Below are 18,637 nucleotides of genomic sequence, written 5' to 3' on the forward strand. Positions count from 1 at the left end.
GCCCCCCAAGTCCGTAAGGCTCCATGCTGCGTCATGTTATTGCGCCGCACAAGAGGCGATTATCGCCTTTGCTGGCGCGAGAGCTCCTTCTCGAACGCGGTGCGCGCCTCGGCGACGATACGGGGCAGCGCCCTGCGATCGACGAAAGCGTCGCGATTCCCCGCCGCCGCGCGCGCTTCGCGGCCCAGCACATCGTTGAACTCGGGGTGCATCGGCAGGACGATATCGGCCTTCATCCGCGCCAGTCGCGCAAAGCTCTTGCGGTAATCGGCGACGATGCCGGGATAGGATTTGTTACCGACCAGCACGTTGCCGGCAACGGTGATGCTGCACGGAAACACCACCCGCAGCGTGCGGCCCCGGTCGGTGACGGGCAGCGACCAGGTCGTGCAGCCGGGCGTATGACCGGGGGTGAGCGTTGCGGTGATGCCGACGCCGCCCAATCGCACCGTCTCCCCGTCGCGCACGATGCGATCGACCGGGACGGCGGGGAAGAGCGTGTGGCCGTTCTCGTTGTCCGCCTCGTGCCGGCCCTTTCGCAACGCATCGGCATCGGCGGCGGAGGACAGCAGCAGCGCGCCGGTATCGGCCTTGATCGGCGCGAACCCGGCGTGATCGTAATGTGCATGGTAGTTGAGCATCAGCTTGAGCTGCCCGCCCACCACGCCGATCGCGCGCAAATTCTTCTCGATCAGGTCCGCGTCTTTCGCTTGCGCCGCGCTGACGAGGATCGCGCCCGCATCGGTCTTGATCGCATAGACGCCGAGGCCCTTCGTGCCGACGTACCAGACCGGCCCGGCGATATGGAACGGCGCTTGCGGTTCCGACCATTCGGGCTGCTGCGCGGCTGCCGGCGCGGCGAGCGACAAAGCGAGGGCAAGGAAACGTCTCACAGCGCCGCCAGCGTGCCCGGCGTCAGCACCTGCGGCAGTACCTGCGGCTCGGCAGCGCCCGGCGCGTAGTAGAGGTACAGCGGCACGCCAGCGCGATTGTGCGCCTCGATGAAGCGGCCGAGCTTCGCGTCGCCGTCGGTCCAGTCGCCGACCAGCACCGCGACATTCTTCTGCCTGAAGGCGGCGCGGGTCGCGTCGGTCTCGATCGCGGCCTTCTCGTTGACCTTGCACGTCAGGCACCAGTCGGCGGTGAAATAGGCAAAGACCGGGCGCTTCTGCGCGCGCAGTTGTGCGAGCCGGTCCTCGCTGAAGGGCTCTCCGGCGGCACTCGCGACCGCCACCTCGGGCTTGGGCAACCGCGCGATCGATCCGCTCGCGAAGGCCGCCACCGCGACGATGCCGATCAGCGCCGCCGCGCCGAACGCCTTGCCCTTCGCCTGCCGCGCCCCGCCCCACCACAGCAACACGCCGACCGCCAGCGCCGCGATCAACGCCGCCGTCAGCCCGTCGACCCCCGCCTGCCGCCCCAGCACCCACGCCAGCGCAATCGCCGTCAGCCACATCGGCACGCTGAGGACATGGCGGAACGTCACCATCCAGTTCCCAGGCTTCGGCAACATCTTCCGCAGCGCCGGTACGAAGCCCAGCGCGAGGAACGGCAATGCCAGCCCGAGCCCGAGCCCCGCGAACACCGCCAGCGCCGCCGCCCACGGCAGCACCAGCGCCGCGCCCAGCGCCGCACCCATGAACGGCCCGGTACACGGCGTCGCGATGAACGCCGCCAGCGCGCCGGTCGCGAACGCGCCGCCTGCGCCGCCCGCCTTGTTGACGAACTGCGGCGTCGGGATCTCGAACAGTCCGCCGAGGTTGAGCGACAGCGCCACCGTCAGCAGCAGCAGCACGACGATCGCGCGCGGATCCTGCAACTGGAACGCCCAGCCGACCGCGCTCCCGCCCGCGCGCAACGCGAGGATCGCCCCGCCCAGCGCCACGCACACCGCCACGACGCCGGCCGTATAGGCGAGCGCCTCCGCCCGCGCGCTGCGCTCGTCGAGGTGGCCGCGCGCGAGGCTCAGCGCCTTGAGGCTGAGGATCGGGAACACGCACGGCATGACATTGAGGATCAACCCGCCGAGCATCGCGCCGGCAAAGGCGATCAAGGTCGCCATCAACCAACCCTGCGCGGGCGCGGGCGGCGCGCTCCCGGCGACCGCGCCCGGCTGCGCCGTCACGCGCAGGCCCTGCTCGCCGCCGATCGCCAGCACGCCGCTAAGCGGCCCCGTTCCGGTGCCCTTCGCCTTGGTCGCGATCACGATCCGGTCGCCGTCGCGCGTGATCGTCTGCGGCGCGGCGAAATCGACCAGCTCCGTCGAGATCGGATAGAAATAAGCGTCGCTGAGCGGCGCGCTGGCCGGATAGGGCACCGCGATCCGCAACGCCGCGTCCTTCACCTCGAACGTGCCCGCCGCATCGAGCGGCTTCGGAATCGCCCGCCGCCACGCATCGAAGCGCGCGGCGTTCTCGGGCGTAATCGCCCCGTCGCCGATCGTAAGCTCAGTCGCCACGTCCGCGGTTTCCGGCACGCACACGCTCGCCGAGCAGACGAGATATGACGCGTGCAGCTTCACCGGCAACTTCGTCCCCGCCGCGAGGCCCGCCGGAACGTGCAACGTCACCAGCAGCGCATAGGGCTTTTCGAACACATAGTTCATCAGCCCCGCGACGATCAGCCGCCCCGGCAGCGGATAGGCGGGCGCGCTGGCGGTCACGCCCTTGGGCAGCGTCCAGGTGAAATCGGCCGGGAAGCCCGCATCACCCGTCGTCTGCCAGTAACCGTGCCAGCCGGCTTCCGGCTTCGTGTCGATCGCCAGCGTCACGTCCTTGCCCGCCGCCGGCGTCTCGCTCTCCGCGACGAGGCTCATCGCCAGATGCCGCTCGCCGATTGCCGGCAGGGCGTCCGCCTGTGCCGCACCCGCCCACAGCAAGGCCAGGATCGTCACGAACAGGTAATGAACAGCACGCATCTGCGGTCCTTGTGAGCGGGAAGCGGCTCGGCCATAGCGGCTGCGGGAGTGCCCTGTCCTCAAAAACGTCGCCAGTGAAAGGGAAAATCATGCAGCGCCCGAAAACTCTCATAGGTGCGGTCGCCGCGCTCCTCGCCGCTACGCCCCTTTCCGCGCAGACCGGCCCCACGCCTGTCGCGATCCCGCCGTCGAGCGCCCCCGCCGCCCCGCGCCCCGCACCCAAGCTGATCGTCGCGATCTCGGTCGATCAATTCTCGGCCGATCTGTTCGCCGAATATCGCAACCATTTCACCAAGGGTTTCGCGCGCCTGCTGACCGGCGACGTCTTTCCCTCGGGCTATCAGAGCCACGCCGCGACCGAGACCTGCCCTGGCCATTCGACCATCCTGTCGGGCTTCCGCCCCGCGCACACCGGCATCATCGCCAACACCTGGATCGACCAGAAATCGCCGCTCGCCGACAAGAGCATCTACTGCGCCGAGGATGAGAGCGTGCCCGGCAGCACCGCGAGCAAATACACCGTCTCCGACGATCACCTGCTCGTCCCGACGCTCGGCGAACGCATGAAGGCGGCGAACTCCGCCAGCCGCACCGTTTCGGTCGCCGGCAAGGACCGCGCGGCGGTGATGATGGGCGGCCACCGCAAGACGCTCGACGAGATCTGGTGGTGGGACGGCAAGGCCTTCGTCACCTACGCCGGCCGCGCCACGCCCCCCGTCGTCACGCAAATCAACGCGGCGGCGTCCGCGCGCATCGCCGAGCCGCAAGCGGCCTACGAGGAGCCCGCCTTCTGCGCCGGGCATGACCGCGCGATCCCGATCGGAGAGGGCAAGACGGTCGGCACCGGCCGCTTCGAACGCGAAGCCGGCAACGGGGCCAAGTTCCGCGCCTCCCCTGCCTTCGACGAGGCGATCCTTGCACTCGCCGCCGGGCTGGTGCGCGACATGAAGCTCGGCCAGGGCGACGCCACCGACCTGATCGACATCGGCGCCTCGGCGACCGATTATGTCGGCCACACCTACGGCACGTCCGGCGCGGAGATGTGCATCCAGCTCACCAATCTCGATCAGTCGCTCGGCCTGCTGTTCGACCAGCTCGACAAGACCGGCGTCGATTATCTCGTCGTCCTGACGGCCGATCACGGCGGCCACGACCTGCCCGAGCGTAACCGCGACCACGCCATGCCGATGGCCGCGCGCCTCAATCCCGAAACGACGACCAAGGCGGTCAACGCCGCCGTCACCGCGAAGCTCAAGCTGACCGGCGACGTTCTGCTCGGCGACAGCGGATCGGGCGATGTCTGGATCAACACCAAGCTGACCAAGGCGCAGAAAGCCGCCGTCCTGGCCGAGGCGCTCAAGGTCTATCGCGCCAACCCGCAGGTCGCCGCCGCTTTCTCCGGCGCGGAGATCGCCGCCTCGCCCGCGCCGAAGGGCCCGCCCGAGACGTGGCCGCTCATCATGCGCGCCAAGGCGTCGTACAATCCGTTGCGTTCGGGCGACATCGTCGTCGCGCTCAACCCGCGCATCACCCCGACCGATCCCTTGCACGGCGCGGTCGCCACGCACGGCAGCTTCTGGGACTACGACCGCCGCGTGCCGATCCTGTTCTGGCGCAAGGGCATGACCGGCTTCGAACAGCCGCTGTCGGTCGAGACGGTCGATATCATGCCGACGCTCGCCGGCGCGATCGGCCTGCCGCTGAGCGCACCGCTGCCCGACGGGCGCTGTCTCGATCTGGACGGCGATACCGGGACGACCTGTCCGTAAGGACAATAGCGCGGGCTTACTGCGAGTCGGTTGCACTGCAGCACACTTCCCCCCCGGCGATACGCTTGCTAAGGCCCGCGGCGACTCTCGCATTCGCCCCGCTCGTGGGCGCGCCAGCGGCGTAAGCGCCGCCTCCCCGCCGCGCTTCACGTGCCGGGGGTCACAACAGGGAAGGACCCGCATGACCGCCATCGGCCAGGATACGCTCGGAACCCGCGCAACGCTCGACGTGAACGGCGCGTCCTACGACTATTACTCGCTGACCAAGGCGGCGGAAAAGCTCGGCGACATCAGCCGCCTGCCCTTCTCGATGAAGGTGCTGCTCGAAAACCTGCTGCGCTTCGAGGACGGCGTCACCGTCAACCAGGACGATATCCAGGCGATCATCGACTGGCAGCAGAACCCGAACGCGCCCGACCGCGAGATCCAGTATCGCCCCGCGCGTGTGCTGATGCAGGATTTCACCGGCGTGCCCTGCGTGGTCGATCTCGCGGCCATGCGCGACGCCATCACCAAGCTCGGCGGCGACGCGGCCAAGATCAACCCGCTCGTCCCCGTCCACCTCGTCATCGATCACTCGGTGATGGTCGACGAATTCGGCACGCCCAAGGCGTTCGAGGATAACGTCGAGCTCGAATATCAGCGCAACAACGAGCGTTACGAGTTCCTGAAGTGGGGCAGCAAGGCGCTCGACAATTTCAAGGTCGTGCCCCCCGGCACCGGCATCTGCCACCAGGTCAACCTCGAGAACATCGCGCAGGCGGTGTGGTCCTCGGTCGCGCCCGACGGCAAGACGATCGCCTATCCCGACACCTGCGTCGGCACCGACAGCCACACGACGATGGTCAACGGCCTCGGCGTGCTCGGCTGGGGCGTCGGCGGCATCGAGGCGGAGGCCGCGATGCTCGGCCAGCCGGTGTCGATGCTGATCCCCGAAGTCGTCGGCTTCAAGCTGACCGGCGTGCTGGGCGAAGGCATCACCGCCACCGATCTCGTGCTGACCGTCACGCAGATGCTGCGCGCCAAGGGCGTGGTCGGCCGCTTCGTCGAATTCTACGGCCCGGCGCTCGACACGCTCAGCCTCGCCGACCGCGCGACGATCGCCAACATGGCGCCCGAATACGGCGCGACCTGCGGCTTCTTCCCGGTCGACGATGCGACGCTCGATTACATGCGCCTCACCGGCCGCAGCGAAGAGACTGTCGCGCTGACCGAGGCCTATGCCAAGGCGCAGGGCTTCTGGCGCCACGCCGACGCGCCCGATCCCATCTTCACCGACACGCTCGGCCTCGACGTGTCGACCGTCGTCCCCTCGCTCGCCGGCCCCAAGCGCCCGCAGGACAAGGTGATCCTCACCGAGGTCGACGACACGTTCAACGCCGATCTCGTCAAGGTCTACAGCCACGCATCGGCCAAGCGCGCACCCGTCGAGGGCCGCGACCATGACATCGGCGACGGCGACGTCGTCATCGCCGCGATCACGAGCTGCACCAACACCTCGAACCCCTCGGTGCTGGTCGCCGCCGGCCTCGTCGCGCGCAAGGCCAACGCCTATGGCCTCAAGCCCAAGCCCTGGGTCAAGACGTCGCTCGCGCCGGGCTCGCAGGTCGTGACCGACTATCTCGACAAGGCCGGGCTGACGGCGGATCTCAACGCGGTCGGCTTCAACCTCGTCGGCTATGGCTGCACCACCTGCATCGGCAACAGCGGCCCGCTCGCCGAGCCGATCTCGAAGGCGATCAACGGCAACGACATCGTCGCCGCCTCGGTTCTCTCGGGCAACCGCAACTTCGAGGGCCGCGTCTCGCCGGACGTGCGCGCCAACTTCCTCGCCTCGCCACCGCTGGTCGTCGCCTATGCGCTGAAGGGCACGGTCGTGGAGGATTTCACCACCACCCCGATCGGCCAGGCGACCGACGGCACCGACGTCTACCTCAAGGACATCTGGCCGACCAATGCCGAGGTCCGCTCGGTGATGGATGCCAATATCGATCGCGCCATGTTCCAGTCGCGCTACGCCTCGGTGTTCACCGGCGACACGCGCTGGCAGGCGATCGACGTCACGGGATCGGACACCTACGCCTGGCGCGCGGGTTCGACCTATGTCGCCAACCCGCCGTATTTCGAAGGCATGACGATGACGCCGGTGCCGACCGAGGACATCGTCGATGCGCGCCCGCTCGCCATCTTCGCGGATTCGATCACCACCGATCACATCTCGCCCGCCGGATCGATCAAGGCCGACAGCCCGGGTGGCAAGTATCTGCTCGAGCATCAGGTCTCGAAGGCCGACTTCAACAGCTACGGCGCGCGCCGCGGCAACCATGAAGTGATGATGCGCGGCACCTTCGCCAACATCCGCATCAAGAACGAGATGACGCCGGGCATCGAGGGCGGCGTGACCAACTACGTCCCGACCGGCGAGACGATGGCGATCTACGACGCCGCCATGCGCTACAAGGCGGACGGCGTGCCGCTCGTCGTCATCGCGGGCAAGGAGTACGGCACCGGATCGTCGCGCGACTGGGCGGCGAAGGGCACCAACCTGCTCGGCGTGCGCGCCGTCATCACCGAGAGCTTCGAGCGCATCCACCGCTCGAACCTCGTCGGCATGGGCGTCCTCCCGCTACAGTTCGCCGACGGCGTCACCCGCCAGACGCTCAAGCTCGACGGCAGCGAGACCTTCACCATCCTCGGCGTTGCGGACATCCGCCCACGCCAGGACGTCGACGTGACGCTGACGCGCGCCGACGGCACGGTCGAAACCTTCAAGACGCGCTGCCGGATCGATACCGTCAACGAGCTCGACTATTTCCTCAACGGCGGCATCCTCCAGTACGTCCTGCGCAAGCTGGCGGCGTGAGGTGACGCACGGCAGGCTGACCGGCGCGTGCCACTGCGGCGCGGTGACGGTCAGCCTGCCCGCGCGGCCCGACGGTCTCAGCCGCTGCAACTGCACGCTCTGTACCAAGACGGGCGCGGTCTGGGGCTATTACGATCCCGCCGATGTGACCGTCACCGGCACGCTCGACGGCTATGTCCGCGCCGACATGCCCGAACCCTGCCTCTCGACCGATCGCTGCCGGACATGCGGCTGCATCGTTCAGTGGCACGCGATCGTGCCGCTGGATTGCCCGCGCATGGGCATTAACATGAACCTGTTCGATCCCGCGGACATCGCCGGGATTGCGACGGACCATATCGACGGCCGCAGCTGGCCGCTGTGATCGCGATCGTCATCGAAGGCATCGGCTGGATCGCCGCCGTGCTGATCCTCGCGAGCTATCTGCTGGTGTCGATGGGGCGGCTGTCGGGCACGTCGGGGGCGTTCCAGTGGCTCAACGTGGTGGGTGCGGCGGGCTTCATCGTCAACTCGGGCTCGCACGGCGCATGGCCCTCGACCATTCTCAACGTCGTGTGGTGCCTGATCGGCGTGGTGACGCTGGCAAGGCTGTGGGGAAAGCGCGCGCCTTAAGGGAAGATTGAGAAGGTCGTTCTACGCCCACCCGGCAGCGACGGGTGGGAGCCGCTTAGGCCGTGACGGATATCAGGATCGCCCATCGACCGACCGAGGGAACGACCGACGGCGGCATCGGGATTCCAGGCTGGTATCGTCGTGCCTTCCCCAATTCGCCGGCGCGGATAGCGCTGCTGTGGGCGGCGGCGACGATCATCGGCATCGCCGAACACATCTGCTTTCCGGGCGACGGCGCAAACCTCGTCACCGCCGGCCTGTATCTGGCCGGGACGCCGATCTTCGCGGGTCTTCTCGCCGCATGGGGGATGCGGCTGCGCGGTGCCGCGCTGCATCTAATCAGCGCGTTCGCTTCGCTGGGCCTGGCGACGGGCCTGCTGGCGTTTCTGATGAAGCTCGACGCGCCGCCGGTCTTAGACGGCGTCATCGATGGTATCCGGTTCTGCCTCACCGTCGCCGGCAGCATCTACTTGGTCGAGGCTGGCTATCGGCCGGTTCGCAGCCGCCGGCGACGCCTAAGCGCAATCCTGCTGGCCGCACTACCCCTGTTCGGCGCGAATGCGTTGGCCGGCAGCGACTATCGCTTCTGGGCAGTCTCCGAAGCGATTCGCCCGCTGATCGGCCGCGCCGATCCGCCGGAAACCCGGTCGCGCGCGCCCGATATCGAACCCGACCTGCTCTGGGGCGCGCAGCCTGCTCTCATCGCGAAGCAGGCGGCCGCGTTCCAGCCGCGCGCGGCTGACGCGGCGAACGTCTATGCGGTGGCGGTGGCCGGGTCTGGCGCGCAGGATCTGTTCGGGCGGGAGGCCCATGCCGCGCTGCGTGCCGCCGCCGCGCATTTCGGCACGGCGGACAGGGGCGGCGCGCTGCTGTCGAACGCCGCCGACGATCAGATGCACGTCCCGCTCGCGACGCGCGATAACATCGCCGCGATGACGCGGACCCTCGCAGACCGCGCCGATCGCGCGCACGATCTGGTGTTTCTCTATCTCGCCTCGCACGGCAGCCGCGACGCCGAGTTGGCGAGCGACTTGTCCGATTATCAATCGGTCCAGACGATCTCCGCCACGTCGACCGCTGCGGCACTGAACGCGGCGGGGTTCAAACGGCGCATCATCGTGATATCGGCCTGCTACGCCGGCACCTGGATTCCCCCGCTCGCCGATGACGACACGATCGTCATCACCGCCGCCGCCAAGGATCGCACCTCGTTCGGCTGCGACGACAGCCGGCAGCTCACCTTTTTCGGCGAAGCATTTCTTGGCAGCCTGTCATCCCCGAAAATCTCGCTTCGGGATGCGTTCGAGGAGGCCAGGCGTAAGATTGCCGCGAAGGAGCGAAGCGGCCGGATGCTGCCCTCGCTTCCGCAGGTTCAGGTCGGGCGCAATATGCAGGCGGTGTGGCGGGAGCGCCCCGTTCGATAGCGGCCTCGTCCAGAGCCACGCCCCAGAACGAGGAATGCCCGCCGAGACGAGCTCGGCGGGCACCTTTCCTCCCCAGGAAAAACTTTCACGGCGGTGTCTGTGGCACCTGCTGTTCCCAGCCCGCGTAGCGCAAGTTGCGGAAACCGAGGCGTAATATTTCCATACAAGACGGTGCTGTTGTGAAATTATGGTGTCACGTTCACGTCTGATTGTAATGTTATTGACAAATTTTGCGCATTCGCCTTGATGCCGGACATGGCGGATCGCAAACTCTTCGCGGGACATTCGGTGAAGCGGCTGCGCCGCCGCGCGGGCCTGACGCAAGCGGCGATGGCGGAAACGCTCGCCATCTCCCCCAGCTACCTCAACCTCGTCGAGCGCAACCAGCGGCCCTTGTCGGCGGCTCTGCTCGTGCGGCTGGCCGAGGGGTTCGATTTCGATCCGCGCAGCCTGGCAGCGGGCGAGCCCGGCGGCGGCGAGGCGGCGGTTCGTCGGCGGCTCGCCGATCCGCTGTTCACCGATCTCGAGATCGATCGCACCCAGATCGAGGAATGGATGGCGGCCGCCCCCGGCGGGGTCGAGGCGTTCGCGCGCGCCTATGACCGGATCGGCGCAGGCGCGCTCCTCGCGGGCGATGCCACCGATCCCATCGCCGAGGTCCGCCGCGAGATCGAGCGCTGGCGCGGCCATTTTGCCGATCTCGACGCCGCCGCGGAGGCTGTCGCCGACGAGCTGCGGCTGGCGGCGGGCGATCTCTATGGTGCGATCGGCGAACGCCTGCGCGTGAAACACCAGCTCCAGATCCGCATCCTGCCGGTCGATGTCATGCCCGACCTCCAGCTCCGGCTCGACCTTCACGCGCGCCAGCTCCAGCTTTCCGAGACGCTCAGCCCCGCTTCGCGCACCTTCGCCGCCGCCCTCCAGCTCGGGCTGATCGAGGCGCGCGGCGAGATCGACGCACTCGCCAAGGGCGCCGCCTTCGCCGACCGCGCGGCGGAACGCCTCTACCGCCGCCACCTCGCCAGCTATTTCGCCGCGGCCGTGATGATGCCCTACGCCCGCTTCCTGCGTGCCTGCGAGGCGACCGGTTACGACCTCGAACTGCTCGCACATCGCTTCGGCGCGGGGTTCGAACAGATCGCGCACCGGCTGACGACGTTGCAGCGCGTCGGCGCGCGCGGCCTGCCGTTCTTCATCGTCCGCGTCGACCGCGCGGGCCAGACCTCAAAGCGCTTCGCCGGCGCTAGCGGCGCGGCGCTCGCCGAGACCGACGGCCGCTGCCCGCTGTGGACGATCCACGCCGCCTTCGACCGGCCCGGGGTGCTCAAGGTGCAGGTGGTGGAGCTGGAGGACGAGACGCGCTGGCTCACCCTGTCGCGCACCGTCGCGCCGGAAAGCCGCGGCCTCGGCGCGATCAACGCCGAATTCGCGATGGCGCTGGGGATTTCCGCCGATCTCGCGGGCACGCTGGCGGCAGCGCGCGGCATCGACCTCAAGGGCTCCGCCACCCCGATCGGCCTCGGCTGCCGCGCCTGCCAGCGCGGCGCCTGCCCGCAACGCTCCGCCCCGCCCGCCGGCCGCCCGCTGCTGATCGACGAACGCCAGCGCGGGGTGTCCGCCTTTACGTTCGGGCGGGACTAACGGCGTCCCCAATCCGTTCGGGCTGAGCTCGTCGAAGCCCTGTCCTTCTTTCCGCGGCTGCAAAGAAGAACAGCCCTTCGACAAGCTCAGGGCGAACGGGGATCGAGGCTAAGCCCCCGCCACATCCAGCCGCTCGATCTGCTCGGCGCTCAGCTTCAGCCGCGTCGAACCAAGCAGATCCTCGACCTGCGACACCTTGGTCGCGCTCGCGATCGGCGCGGTCACGCCGGGTTGCGCCGCCAGCCACGCCAGCGCGATCTGCGCCAGGCTCGCGCCCGTCTCCGCCGCGATCGCGTCCATCACCGCCAGCACGCCGGACTTGGTCTCGATCAGCTCGCCCATGCCGCCGCCGCGCACGCTCTGCTTCATGTCGCCGGCGCTGCGATACTTGCCGGTCAAAAAGCCCGAGGCGAGCCCGTAATAGGGCACGACGCCGATATTATGCTCGACGCAATAATCCTGCAGCTCGCCTTCGAAATCGTGGCGGTGGACAAGATTGTAGTTCGGCTCCAGCACCTGGAAATGCGGCACGCCTGCCGCGCGCGCCGCGTCGTTGACCGCCTTCAGCCGCGCCGCCTTGTAGTTGGATCCGCCGAGCGCGCGCACCTTGCCCTGCTTCACCAGCGTGCCGAACGCCTCCATCAGTGCGTCGAGCGGCACGCGCGGATCGTCGCGGTGGGCGAAATAGAGATCGATCGTCTCGACGCCGAGCCGCTTGAGCGACGCCTCGCAGCCCGCGATGATGCGATCCGGCGACAGATTCGCGCCCTTGTCGGCGTTAAGAAGCCCGACCTTGCTGGCGATCTGCACCTGATCGCGCTTGCCCGAAGCCTTCAGCCACGCACCGATGATCGTCTCCGATTCGCCGCCGGAATTGCCCGGCACCCAGGCCGAATAGGCGTCGGCGGTGTCGATCAGGCTGCCGCCGCCCGCGACGAAGGCGTCGAGTACCGCGAAGCTCTGCTTCTCGTCGATCGTCCAGCCGAACACGTTGCCGCCCAGCACCAGCGGCAGGATGTGGAAATCGGTCGCGCCGAGGCGGCGAAGGTCGGTCATAAGTCTAGTCCTCGTTGACGAAGGTCGCCGCGTTGGCATCGACGCTGTTGGCATCGAGCATCACCGCCGCGTCGTTAAGCGCCTGCGCCTCGCCCGGTGTCGCCGCACCGGGCGCGGAACTGCCCGATCCGCACGCGGCCAGCATCAGCAACGCGGCGCAGGGCAGCAGGCGCAGGATCATTCGTCGATCTCGTTGCCGGCGTCCTTCAACGCCTGCCCGGCCTTGCCGCGCGCCTTGTCGGTCGCATTGCCGAGCGCGCTCGCGGCATTGTCCATCTTGGCCTCGGCCGCGCCCAGCGCCTTGTCGGTGGCGTCCTCGGTATCGCGCGCGGCGGCGCTCATCGTCGCATTGGCATCGGCGGAAATCGCGGATGCCGCCTCCGAAGTCTCGTTCTGCGCCTTGGGGCTGCACGCGGCGAGCAGGCCGAGAGTAAGCAGGATGGCGGTCTTTTTCATGGTCGAAACTCTCCGTGGGGGATCGCGGGCAGGCCTAACCCAAGCCCGACAACGCGCGCAATCGACAGATCGCTCCGGCGTTTCACGCACACGTCGATTGACCGCATATAAAGATATCTTTATGTCTCGTGCCGACCATGACGATCGCCCTCGATATCTTCCGCGCGCTTGCCGACGGGACGCGGCTGCGCATCCTCGCGCTGCTGCGCTCGATGGAACTGTCGGTCGGCGAACTCGCGCAGGTGCTCGGCCAGAGCCAGCCGCGCGTCAGCCGCCACGTCAAGATCCTCTGCGACGCCGGCCTCGCCGAACGCCGCAAGGAAGGCAGCTGGGTGTTCGTGGCGCTCGGCGCGGGCGAGAAGGTCGCGCCCGTCGCCGCCGCACTCGATGCGTGGAACGCGGTACAGCCCGATCACTGGGCGACGGCGGATGCCGCACGGCTCGCGGCGGTTCGCGCCGACCGAGCTGCCTCGGCAGCGCAATGGTTCGAATCGAACGCCGGGCAATGGGACGCGATCCGCTCGCTCCACATCGCCGAGGAGCAGGTCGAGGCCGCGATCGAGGCGGCGCTGGCGGATGCGCCGGTCGGCCGCCTCGTCGATATCGGCACCGGCACCGGGCGGATGCTCGAACTGTTCGCCGGGTCGGCCGAATCCGCATTGGGCATCGATCGCAGCTCGGAAATGCTGCGCCTCGCGCGCGCGAAACTGTCGGGGCTCAATACCGCGGAGCTGCGCCAGGCCGATCTCTACGCGCTGCCGCTGCCCGATGGCGGCGCCGACACCGGCATCATCCACCACGTCCTGCATTTCGCGCAGCAGCCCGGCGCCGCCATCGCCGAGGCCGCGCGCGTGCTCGCCCCCGGCGGCCGGCTCCTGATCGCCGATTTCGCGCCCCACGACCGCGAGGAGCTGCGCGCGAAGGAAGGGCACACCCGCCTCGGCTTCGCGGACGAACAGATGGCGACCTGGTTCGCCGCGGCGGGCCTCGCGCCCGTAAAGACGGAAACGCTCGACGGTGGCGAGCTGACGGTGAAGCTGTGGCTTGCGCGCCGGGTGTCGGGCGCGCAGACGGCAGGCGTACAAGAGGTGAAGGCAGCATGACGATCTCGGTCTCGCAACTCGAGGAGGCCCGCCGCGCGCTCGACGCGCCGCTCTATGCCGACGTGGCCGGCGACATGACGGTGAGCTTCGAATTCTCCCCGCCGAAGACCGACAAGGCGGAAATCGCGCTGTGGGATTCGATCGAGACGCTGGCACCTTTGGGCCCGCGCTTCCTTTCGGTGACGTACGGCGCGGGCGGATCGACGCGCGACCGCACGCACGCGACCGTCGCGCGCATCGCGCGCGACACCGGCGTCCCCGCCGCCGCGCACCTCACCTGCGTCGAGGCGACGCGGGGGGAGATCGACGCGATCGCAGGGGAATATTGGGATGCGGGCGTGCGCCATATCGTCGCGCTGCGCGGCGACGTGCCCGGCGGCGCGCCCTACGCGGCCCATCCCGGCGGCTATGAGAACGCCGCCGCACTCGTCGAGGGCCTCAAGCGCCTGCATCCGTTCGAGATTTCGGTGGCGGGCTATCCCGAATGCCACCCCGATTCGCGCGATCAGGCGTTCGATCTCGACAATCTCAAGCGCAAGCTCGATGCCGGTGCCGACCGCGCGCTGACGCAGTTCTTCTTCTCGCCCGACACCTTCTTCCGCTACCGCGACGCGGCAGCGGCGGCGGGCATCGACGCGGAGATCGTGCCCGGCATCATGCCGATCGGCAGCTTCGCGGGCGTGCAACGCATGGCGGCGATGTGCGCGACGGACATTCCCGGCTGGCTGCTGCGCCTGTTCGAAGGCCTCGACGATCACCCCGCCGCGCGGCAGCTCGTCGCGGCGACGGTCGCGGCCGAGATGTGCCGCAAGCTCTACGCCGGCGGCGTCAAGCAATTCCACTTCTACACGATGAACAAGGCCGAACTCAGCTTCGCGATCTGCCATTTGCTCGGCCTGCGCGCGAAGACGGCGGCCAAAACCCCGGAGGTCGTCGCCGCATGAGCGCTCGCCAATCCCTGCTCGCCGAGGCCGCCAAGCGCATCCTCATCACCGACGGCGCGTTCGGCACCGAGATCCAGAACTGGAAGCTCGCCGAGGCCGATTACATGGGCAATCTCGGCCTGTCGAAGGACCAGAAGGGCAATAACGACATCCTCGCGCTGTCGAAGCCCGAAGTGCCCGAGACGATCCACCGCGCCTATTTCGAGGCCGGGGCCGATATCGCCGAGACCAATACCTTCTCCGCTAACGTCATCAGCCAGGCCGATTACGGGGCGGAAGGCCTGGTGAAGGACATCAATATCGAGAGCGCCCGGCTCGCGCGCCGCATCGCCGATGAATATCAGGCGAAGGACGCCGAAAAAGGTATTTGGCGCCCGCGCTTCGTGGCCGGCGCGATCGGGCCGACCAACAAGACGCTGTCGCTGTCGCCGGACGTCAATGATCCGGGCTTCCGCGAAATCGACTTCGATTACCTGAAAGACGTCTATCGCGAGCAGACCGATGCTTTGCTCGACGGCGGCGCGGACTTCATCCTGATCGAGACGGTGTTCGATACCTTGAACGCCAAGGCCGGCATCATGGCCGCGATCGAGGCGGGCGAGGCGCGCGGGGTCGACGTGCCGATCATGCTGTCGATGACGCTGACCGATCTGTCGGGGCGCAACCTGTCGGGCCACACGGTAGAGGCGTTCTGGCACGCGGTGCGCCATGCCAAGCCGGTGACGATCGGTCTCAACTGCTCGTTCGGCGCGGAGCAGCTCCGCCCCCACGTCAAGACGCTGTCGGGCATCTGCGACACGCTGATCATGGTCTATCCCAACGCGGGGCTCCCCAACGAGCTCGGCGCGTATGATGAACTGCCCGAGACAACGGCAGGGCTGGTGAAGGAATGGGCCGATGCGGGCCAGGTCAACATCCTCGGCGGCTGCTGCGGCTCGACGCCCGCGCACATCGCCGCGATCGCGAAGTCGGTGGCGGGCCTCAAGCCGCGCATCCCCCCGACCCCGCCGATCGTAACCCGCCTCGCCGGGCTGGAGCCGATGACGATGGCGGCGTAAACTCCCCCTCCCGCTTGCGGGAGGGGCTAGGGGAGGGCCTGTCCTCTAGTCGTCCGGTATTGACAGGCCCTCCCCCGCCCCCTCCCGCAAGCGGGAGGGGAGAAGAAAGACGCCATGACCTTCTCCTCGACCAACTTCGTCAACATCGGCGAGCGCACCAACGTCACCGGATCGGCACGCTTCAAGAAGCTGGTCATGGCGGGCGACTATCCCGCCGCGATCGAGGTGGCGCGGCAGCAGGTGGAATCGGGCGCGCAGGTACTCGACGTCAACATGGACGAGGGCCTGCTCGACGCGCACGAGGCGATGACGACCTTCCTCAAGCTCATCCAGGCCGAGCCCGACATCGCGCGCATCCCGGTGATGGTCGATTCCTCCAAGTGGGACGTGATCGAGGCCGGGCTGAAATGCGTCTCCGGCAAGCCGATCGTCAATTCGATCAGCATGAAGGAGGGCGAGGAGAAGTTTCTCAAGGAGGCCCGCCGCTGCATGGCCTACGGCGCGGCCGTCGTCGTCATGGCGTTCGACGAGGTCGGGCAGGCCGATACGCAGCAGCGCAAGATCGAGATCTGCGAGCGCGCCTATAACGTATTGATGACGATCGGCTTCCCGCCTGAGGATATCATCTTCGATGCCAACGTGTTCGCGGTCGCGACGGGGATCGAGGAGCATAACAATTACGGCGTCGATTTCATCGAGGCGGTGAAGGAGATCAAGGCGCGCTGCCCGCATGTCCATTTCTCGGGCGGTCTCTCCAACCTCAGCTTCAGCTTCCGCGGCAACGAGCCGGTGCGGCGCGCAATGCACTCGGTGTTCCTCTATTATGCCATCCCCGCCGGGCTCGACATGGCGATCGTCAACGCCGGCCAGCTCGACATCTACGACGATATCGATCCCGAACTGCGCGAGGCGTGCGAGGACGTCATCCTCAACAAGCCCGCCCGCAATCCCGACGAAACGCCGACCGAACGTCTGATCGCCATCGCCGAGCGCTTCCGCGGCACCGACGCCGCACAGGAAAAGGCCGCCGAGGAATGGCGCGGCTGGCCGGTCACGAAGCGGCTCGAACACGCCCTCGTCAAGGGCATCGATATGTACGTCGTCGATGACACCGAGGAATGCCGCCAGCAATTCGCGCGGCCGATCGAGGTGATCGAGGGTCCGCTGATGGACGGCATGAACGTCGTCGGCGACCTGTTCGGCAGCGGCAAGATGTTCCTGCCGCAAGTCGTCAAGTCGGCGCGCGTGATGAAGAAGGCGGTCGCCCACCTCCTCCCCTTCATCGAGGCGGCGAAGGAGCCCGGCGCGCGCGGCAAGGGCAAGATTATCATGGCCACCGTCAAGGGCGACGTTCACGATATCGGCAAGAACATCGTCGGCGTCGTGCTTCAGTGCAACGGCTTCGACGTGGTCGACATGGGCGTGATGGTGCCGTGGTCGGACATCCTCAAGGCGGCCAACGAGAACGACGCCGACATGATCGGCCTCTCCGGCCTCATCACCCCGTCGCTCGACGAGATGGTGACCGTCGCCGAGGAGATGAAGCGCGCCGGCATGACGATGCCGCTGCTGATCGGCGGCGCCACCACCTCCAAGGTCCACACCGCGCTGCGCATCGCACCCGCCTATGACGGCCCCGTCGTCCACGTTCTCGACGCCAGCCGCGCGGTCGGCGTCGCCTCTACTTTGGTCAGCGACACGATCCGCGACGAGTTCGTCCAGAAGACCGCCGACGATTACGAGGCGGTCCGCGTCGCGCGCGCCAACAAGGGCAACAACGATCTGCTCCCGCTGGCGAAGGCGCGCGCCAATCCCTTCCCCGTCGACATGGCACTCAAGCCACCCGCCCCCGCCAAGCCCGGCCTGCACGTCTTTCGCGACTGGGATCTGAACGATCTGCGCGAGGTGATCGACTGGACGCCTTTCTTCCGGGCGTGGGAACTGGCAGGCAATTATCCCGCCATCCTGACCGATCCGGTCGTCGGCGAAAGCGCCTCCTCGCTGTTCGCCGATGCACAGAAGATGCTCGACCGCATCATCGCGGAGAAGTGGCTGACGGCGCGCGGCGTCGCCGGGCTGTGGGTCTGCACGCGCCACGACGACGACGTGATCGTCGATACCAAGGGCGATTTCAATTCGGATGAGCTGATCGGGCTCGACATGCTCAACCTCGTCGACGGCACCGACGTGTTCCGCCTGCCCTTCCTCCGCCAGCAGATCGCCAAGCGCGAGGGCCGGGCGAATATGTGCCTCGCCGATTTCATCGACACCAAGGGCGACTGGATCGGCGGGTTCGCCGTCTCGATCCACGGCATCGAGCCGCATCTGGCGAAGTTCAAGGCGGCGATCGACGATTATTCGGACATCCTGCTGAAGGCTCTCGCCGACCGACTCGCCGAAGCCTTCGCCGAACGCCTCCACCAGCACGTCCGTCAGGAGCTGTGGGGTTATGCCCCCGACGAGCAGCTCACCAACGAGGCGCTGATCCGCGAGCAATATCGCGGCATCCGCCCCGCCCCCGGCTATCCGGCCTGCCCGGAACACAGCCTGAAGACGATGTTGTTCAAGATGCTCGACGCGCATCACAACACCGGCGCGACCCTGACCGAGAGTTTCGCGATGCTGCCGACCGCCGCCGTCTCGGGCTTCTACTTCGGCCATCCGCAAAGCGAATATTTCGGCGTCGCCCGCATCGGCGAGGATCAGGTGGTCGATTATGCCGCACGGCGCGGCATCGACATGGATACTGCCAAGCGCTGGCTCCGCCCCAACCTCGACTGACCCTGATCCATGT

The 18,637-nt window shown here is 67.7% G+C and carries 15 protein-coding genes; 10 read left to right on the forward strand and 5 right to left on the reverse strand.

Annotated elements, in window-relative coordinates; translation table 11 throughout:
• Positions 1 to 59 precede the first annotated feature (59 nt).
• Positions 60 to 893, reverse strand: coding sequence for a subclass B3 metallo-beta-lactamase (bla, locus tag Q5H94_RS19035; RefSeq protein WP_304562836.1), 834 nt, complete (start codon positions 891 to 893; stop codon positions 60 to 62).
• Positions 890 to 2,917: a protein-disulfide reductase DsbD family protein gene (locus tag Q5H94_RS19040; RefSeq protein ID WP_304562837.1), complete on the reverse strand. Its 2,028-nt coding sequence runs from the start codon at positions 2,915 to 2,917 to the stop codon at positions 890 to 892. Before Q5H94_RS19040 ends, bla begins: the two co-directional genes overlap by 4 nt.
• Before the next feature lie 89 nt (positions 2,918 to 3,006).
• Between Q5H94_RS19040 and Q5H94_RS19045 the strand changes: the two genes are divergently transcribed.
• The 6 genes from Q5H94_RS19045 to Q5H94_RS19070 all read left to right on the forward strand — a co-directional run bounded on the left by Q5H94_RS19045 (position 3,007) and on the right by Q5H94_RS19070 (position 11,226).
• Positions 3,007 to 4,686, forward strand: a complete 1,680-nt coding sequence (locus Q5H94_RS19045) for an alkaline phosphatase family protein (RefSeq protein ID WP_304562838.1) — start codon at positions 3,007 to 3,009, stop codon at positions 4,684 to 4,686.
• Positions 4,687 to 4,867: 181 nt separating this feature from the next.
• A complete protein-coding gene (gene acnA / locus Q5H94_RS19050) occupies positions 4,868 to 7,549 on the forward strand; it encodes an aconitate hydratase AcnA (protein WP_304562839.1) in 2,682 nt (893 codons plus the stop codon).
• A 1-nt stretch (position 7,550) separates the two neighbouring features.
• Positions 7,551 to 7,913 (forward strand): GFA family protein, encoded by a 363-nt coding sequence (locus Q5H94_RS19055; protein ID WP_304562840.1) that lies wholly within the window; start codon positions 7,551 to 7,553, stop codon positions 7,911 to 7,913.
• The gene (locus tag Q5H94_RS19060; RefSeq protein ID WP_341850122.1) at positions 7,910 to 8,161 is read left to right on the forward strand and encodes a CBU_0592 family membrane protein; all 252 of its coding nucleotides are present in this window, start codon (positions 7,910 to 7,912) and stop codon (positions 8,159 to 8,161) included. Before Q5H94_RS19055 ends, Q5H94_RS19060 begins: the two co-directional genes overlap by 4 nt.
• A gap of 62 nt (positions 8,162 to 8,223) precedes the next feature.
• Positions 8,224 to 9,585 carry a C13 family peptidase gene (locus tag Q5H94_RS19065; RefSeq protein WP_304562841.1) on the forward strand — a complete coding sequence of 454 codons (1,362 nt, stop codon included), beginning with the start codon at positions 8,224 to 8,226 and terminating at the stop codon, positions 9,583 to 9,585.
• Positions 9,586 to 9,840: 255 nt separating this feature from the next.
• On the forward strand, positions 9,841 to 11,226 hold the full coding sequence (locus Q5H94_RS19070) for a helix-turn-helix domain-containing protein (RefSeq protein ID WP_304562842.1): 1,386 nt from the start codon (positions 9,841 to 9,843) through the stop codon (positions 11,224 to 11,226).
• 108 nt (positions 11,227 to 11,334) lie between these two features.
• Here the strand turns inward: Q5H94_RS19070 and Q5H94_RS19075 are convergent, their stop codons facing one another.
• Genes Q5H94_RS19075 through Q5H94_RS19085 form a run of 3 tightly spaced genes read right to left on the reverse strand, consistent with a single transcriptional unit; the run spans position 11,335 to position 12,738 of the window.
• On the reverse strand, positions 11,335 to 12,282 hold the full coding sequence (locus tag Q5H94_RS19075) for an aldo/keto reductase (protein ID WP_304562843.1): 948 nt from the start codon (positions 12,280 to 12,282) through the stop codon (positions 11,335 to 11,337).
• Positions 12,283 to 12,286: 4 nt separating this feature from the next.
• Positions 12,287 to 12,463: a hypothetical protein gene (locus Q5H94_RS19080; RefSeq protein ID WP_304562844.1), complete on the reverse strand. Its 177-nt coding sequence runs from the start codon at positions 12,461 to 12,463 to the stop codon at positions 12,287 to 12,289.
• On the reverse strand, positions 12,460 to 12,738 hold the full coding sequence (locus Q5H94_RS19085) for a hypothetical protein (protein ID WP_304562845.1): 279 nt from the start codon (positions 12,736 to 12,738) through the stop codon (positions 12,460 to 12,462). Before Q5H94_RS19085 ends, Q5H94_RS19080 begins: the two co-directional genes overlap by 4 nt.
• A 137-nt stretch (positions 12,739 to 12,875) precedes the next feature.
• Here Q5H94_RS19085 and Q5H94_RS19090 point away from each other — a divergent pair, with 137 nt between their 5' ends.
• From Q5H94_RS19090 to metH, 4 genes are all read left to right on the forward strand, one after another.
• Positions 12,876 to 13,841 (forward strand): ArsR/SmtB family transcription factor, encoded by a 966-nt coding sequence (locus Q5H94_RS19090; RefSeq protein ID WP_304562846.1) that lies wholly within the window; start codon positions 12,876 to 12,878, stop codon positions 13,839 to 13,841.
• Positions 13,838 to 14,785 carry a methylenetetrahydrofolate reductase [NAD(P)H] gene (gene metF / locus Q5H94_RS19095; protein ID WP_304562847.1) on the forward strand — a complete coding sequence of 316 codons (948 nt, stop codon included), beginning with the start codon at positions 13,838 to 13,840 and terminating at the stop codon, positions 14,783 to 14,785. Before Q5H94_RS19090 ends, metF begins: the two co-directional genes overlap by 4 nt.
• On the forward strand, positions 14,782 to 15,843 hold the full coding sequence (locus tag Q5H94_RS19100) for a homocysteine S-methyltransferase family protein (RefSeq protein WP_304562848.1): 1,062 nt from the start codon (positions 14,782 to 14,784) through the stop codon (positions 15,841 to 15,843). The genes metF and Q5H94_RS19100 overlap by 4 nt, the downstream gene beginning before the upstream one ends.
• A 114-nt stretch (positions 15,844 to 15,957) precedes the next feature.
• Positions 15,958 to 18,624, forward strand: coding sequence for a methionine synthase (gene metH / locus Q5H94_RS19105; RefSeq protein ID WP_304562849.1), 2,667 nt, complete (start codon positions 15,958 to 15,960; stop codon positions 18,622 to 18,624).
• The last annotated feature ends 13 nt before the right edge of the window (positions 18,625 to 18,637 follow it).

It is taken from the genome of Sphingomonas immobilis, from assembly GCF_030580995.1.
Classification (GTDB): Bacteria; Pseudomonadota; Alphaproteobacteria; order Sphingomonadales; family Sphingomonadaceae; genus Sphingomonas; species Sphingomonas immobilis.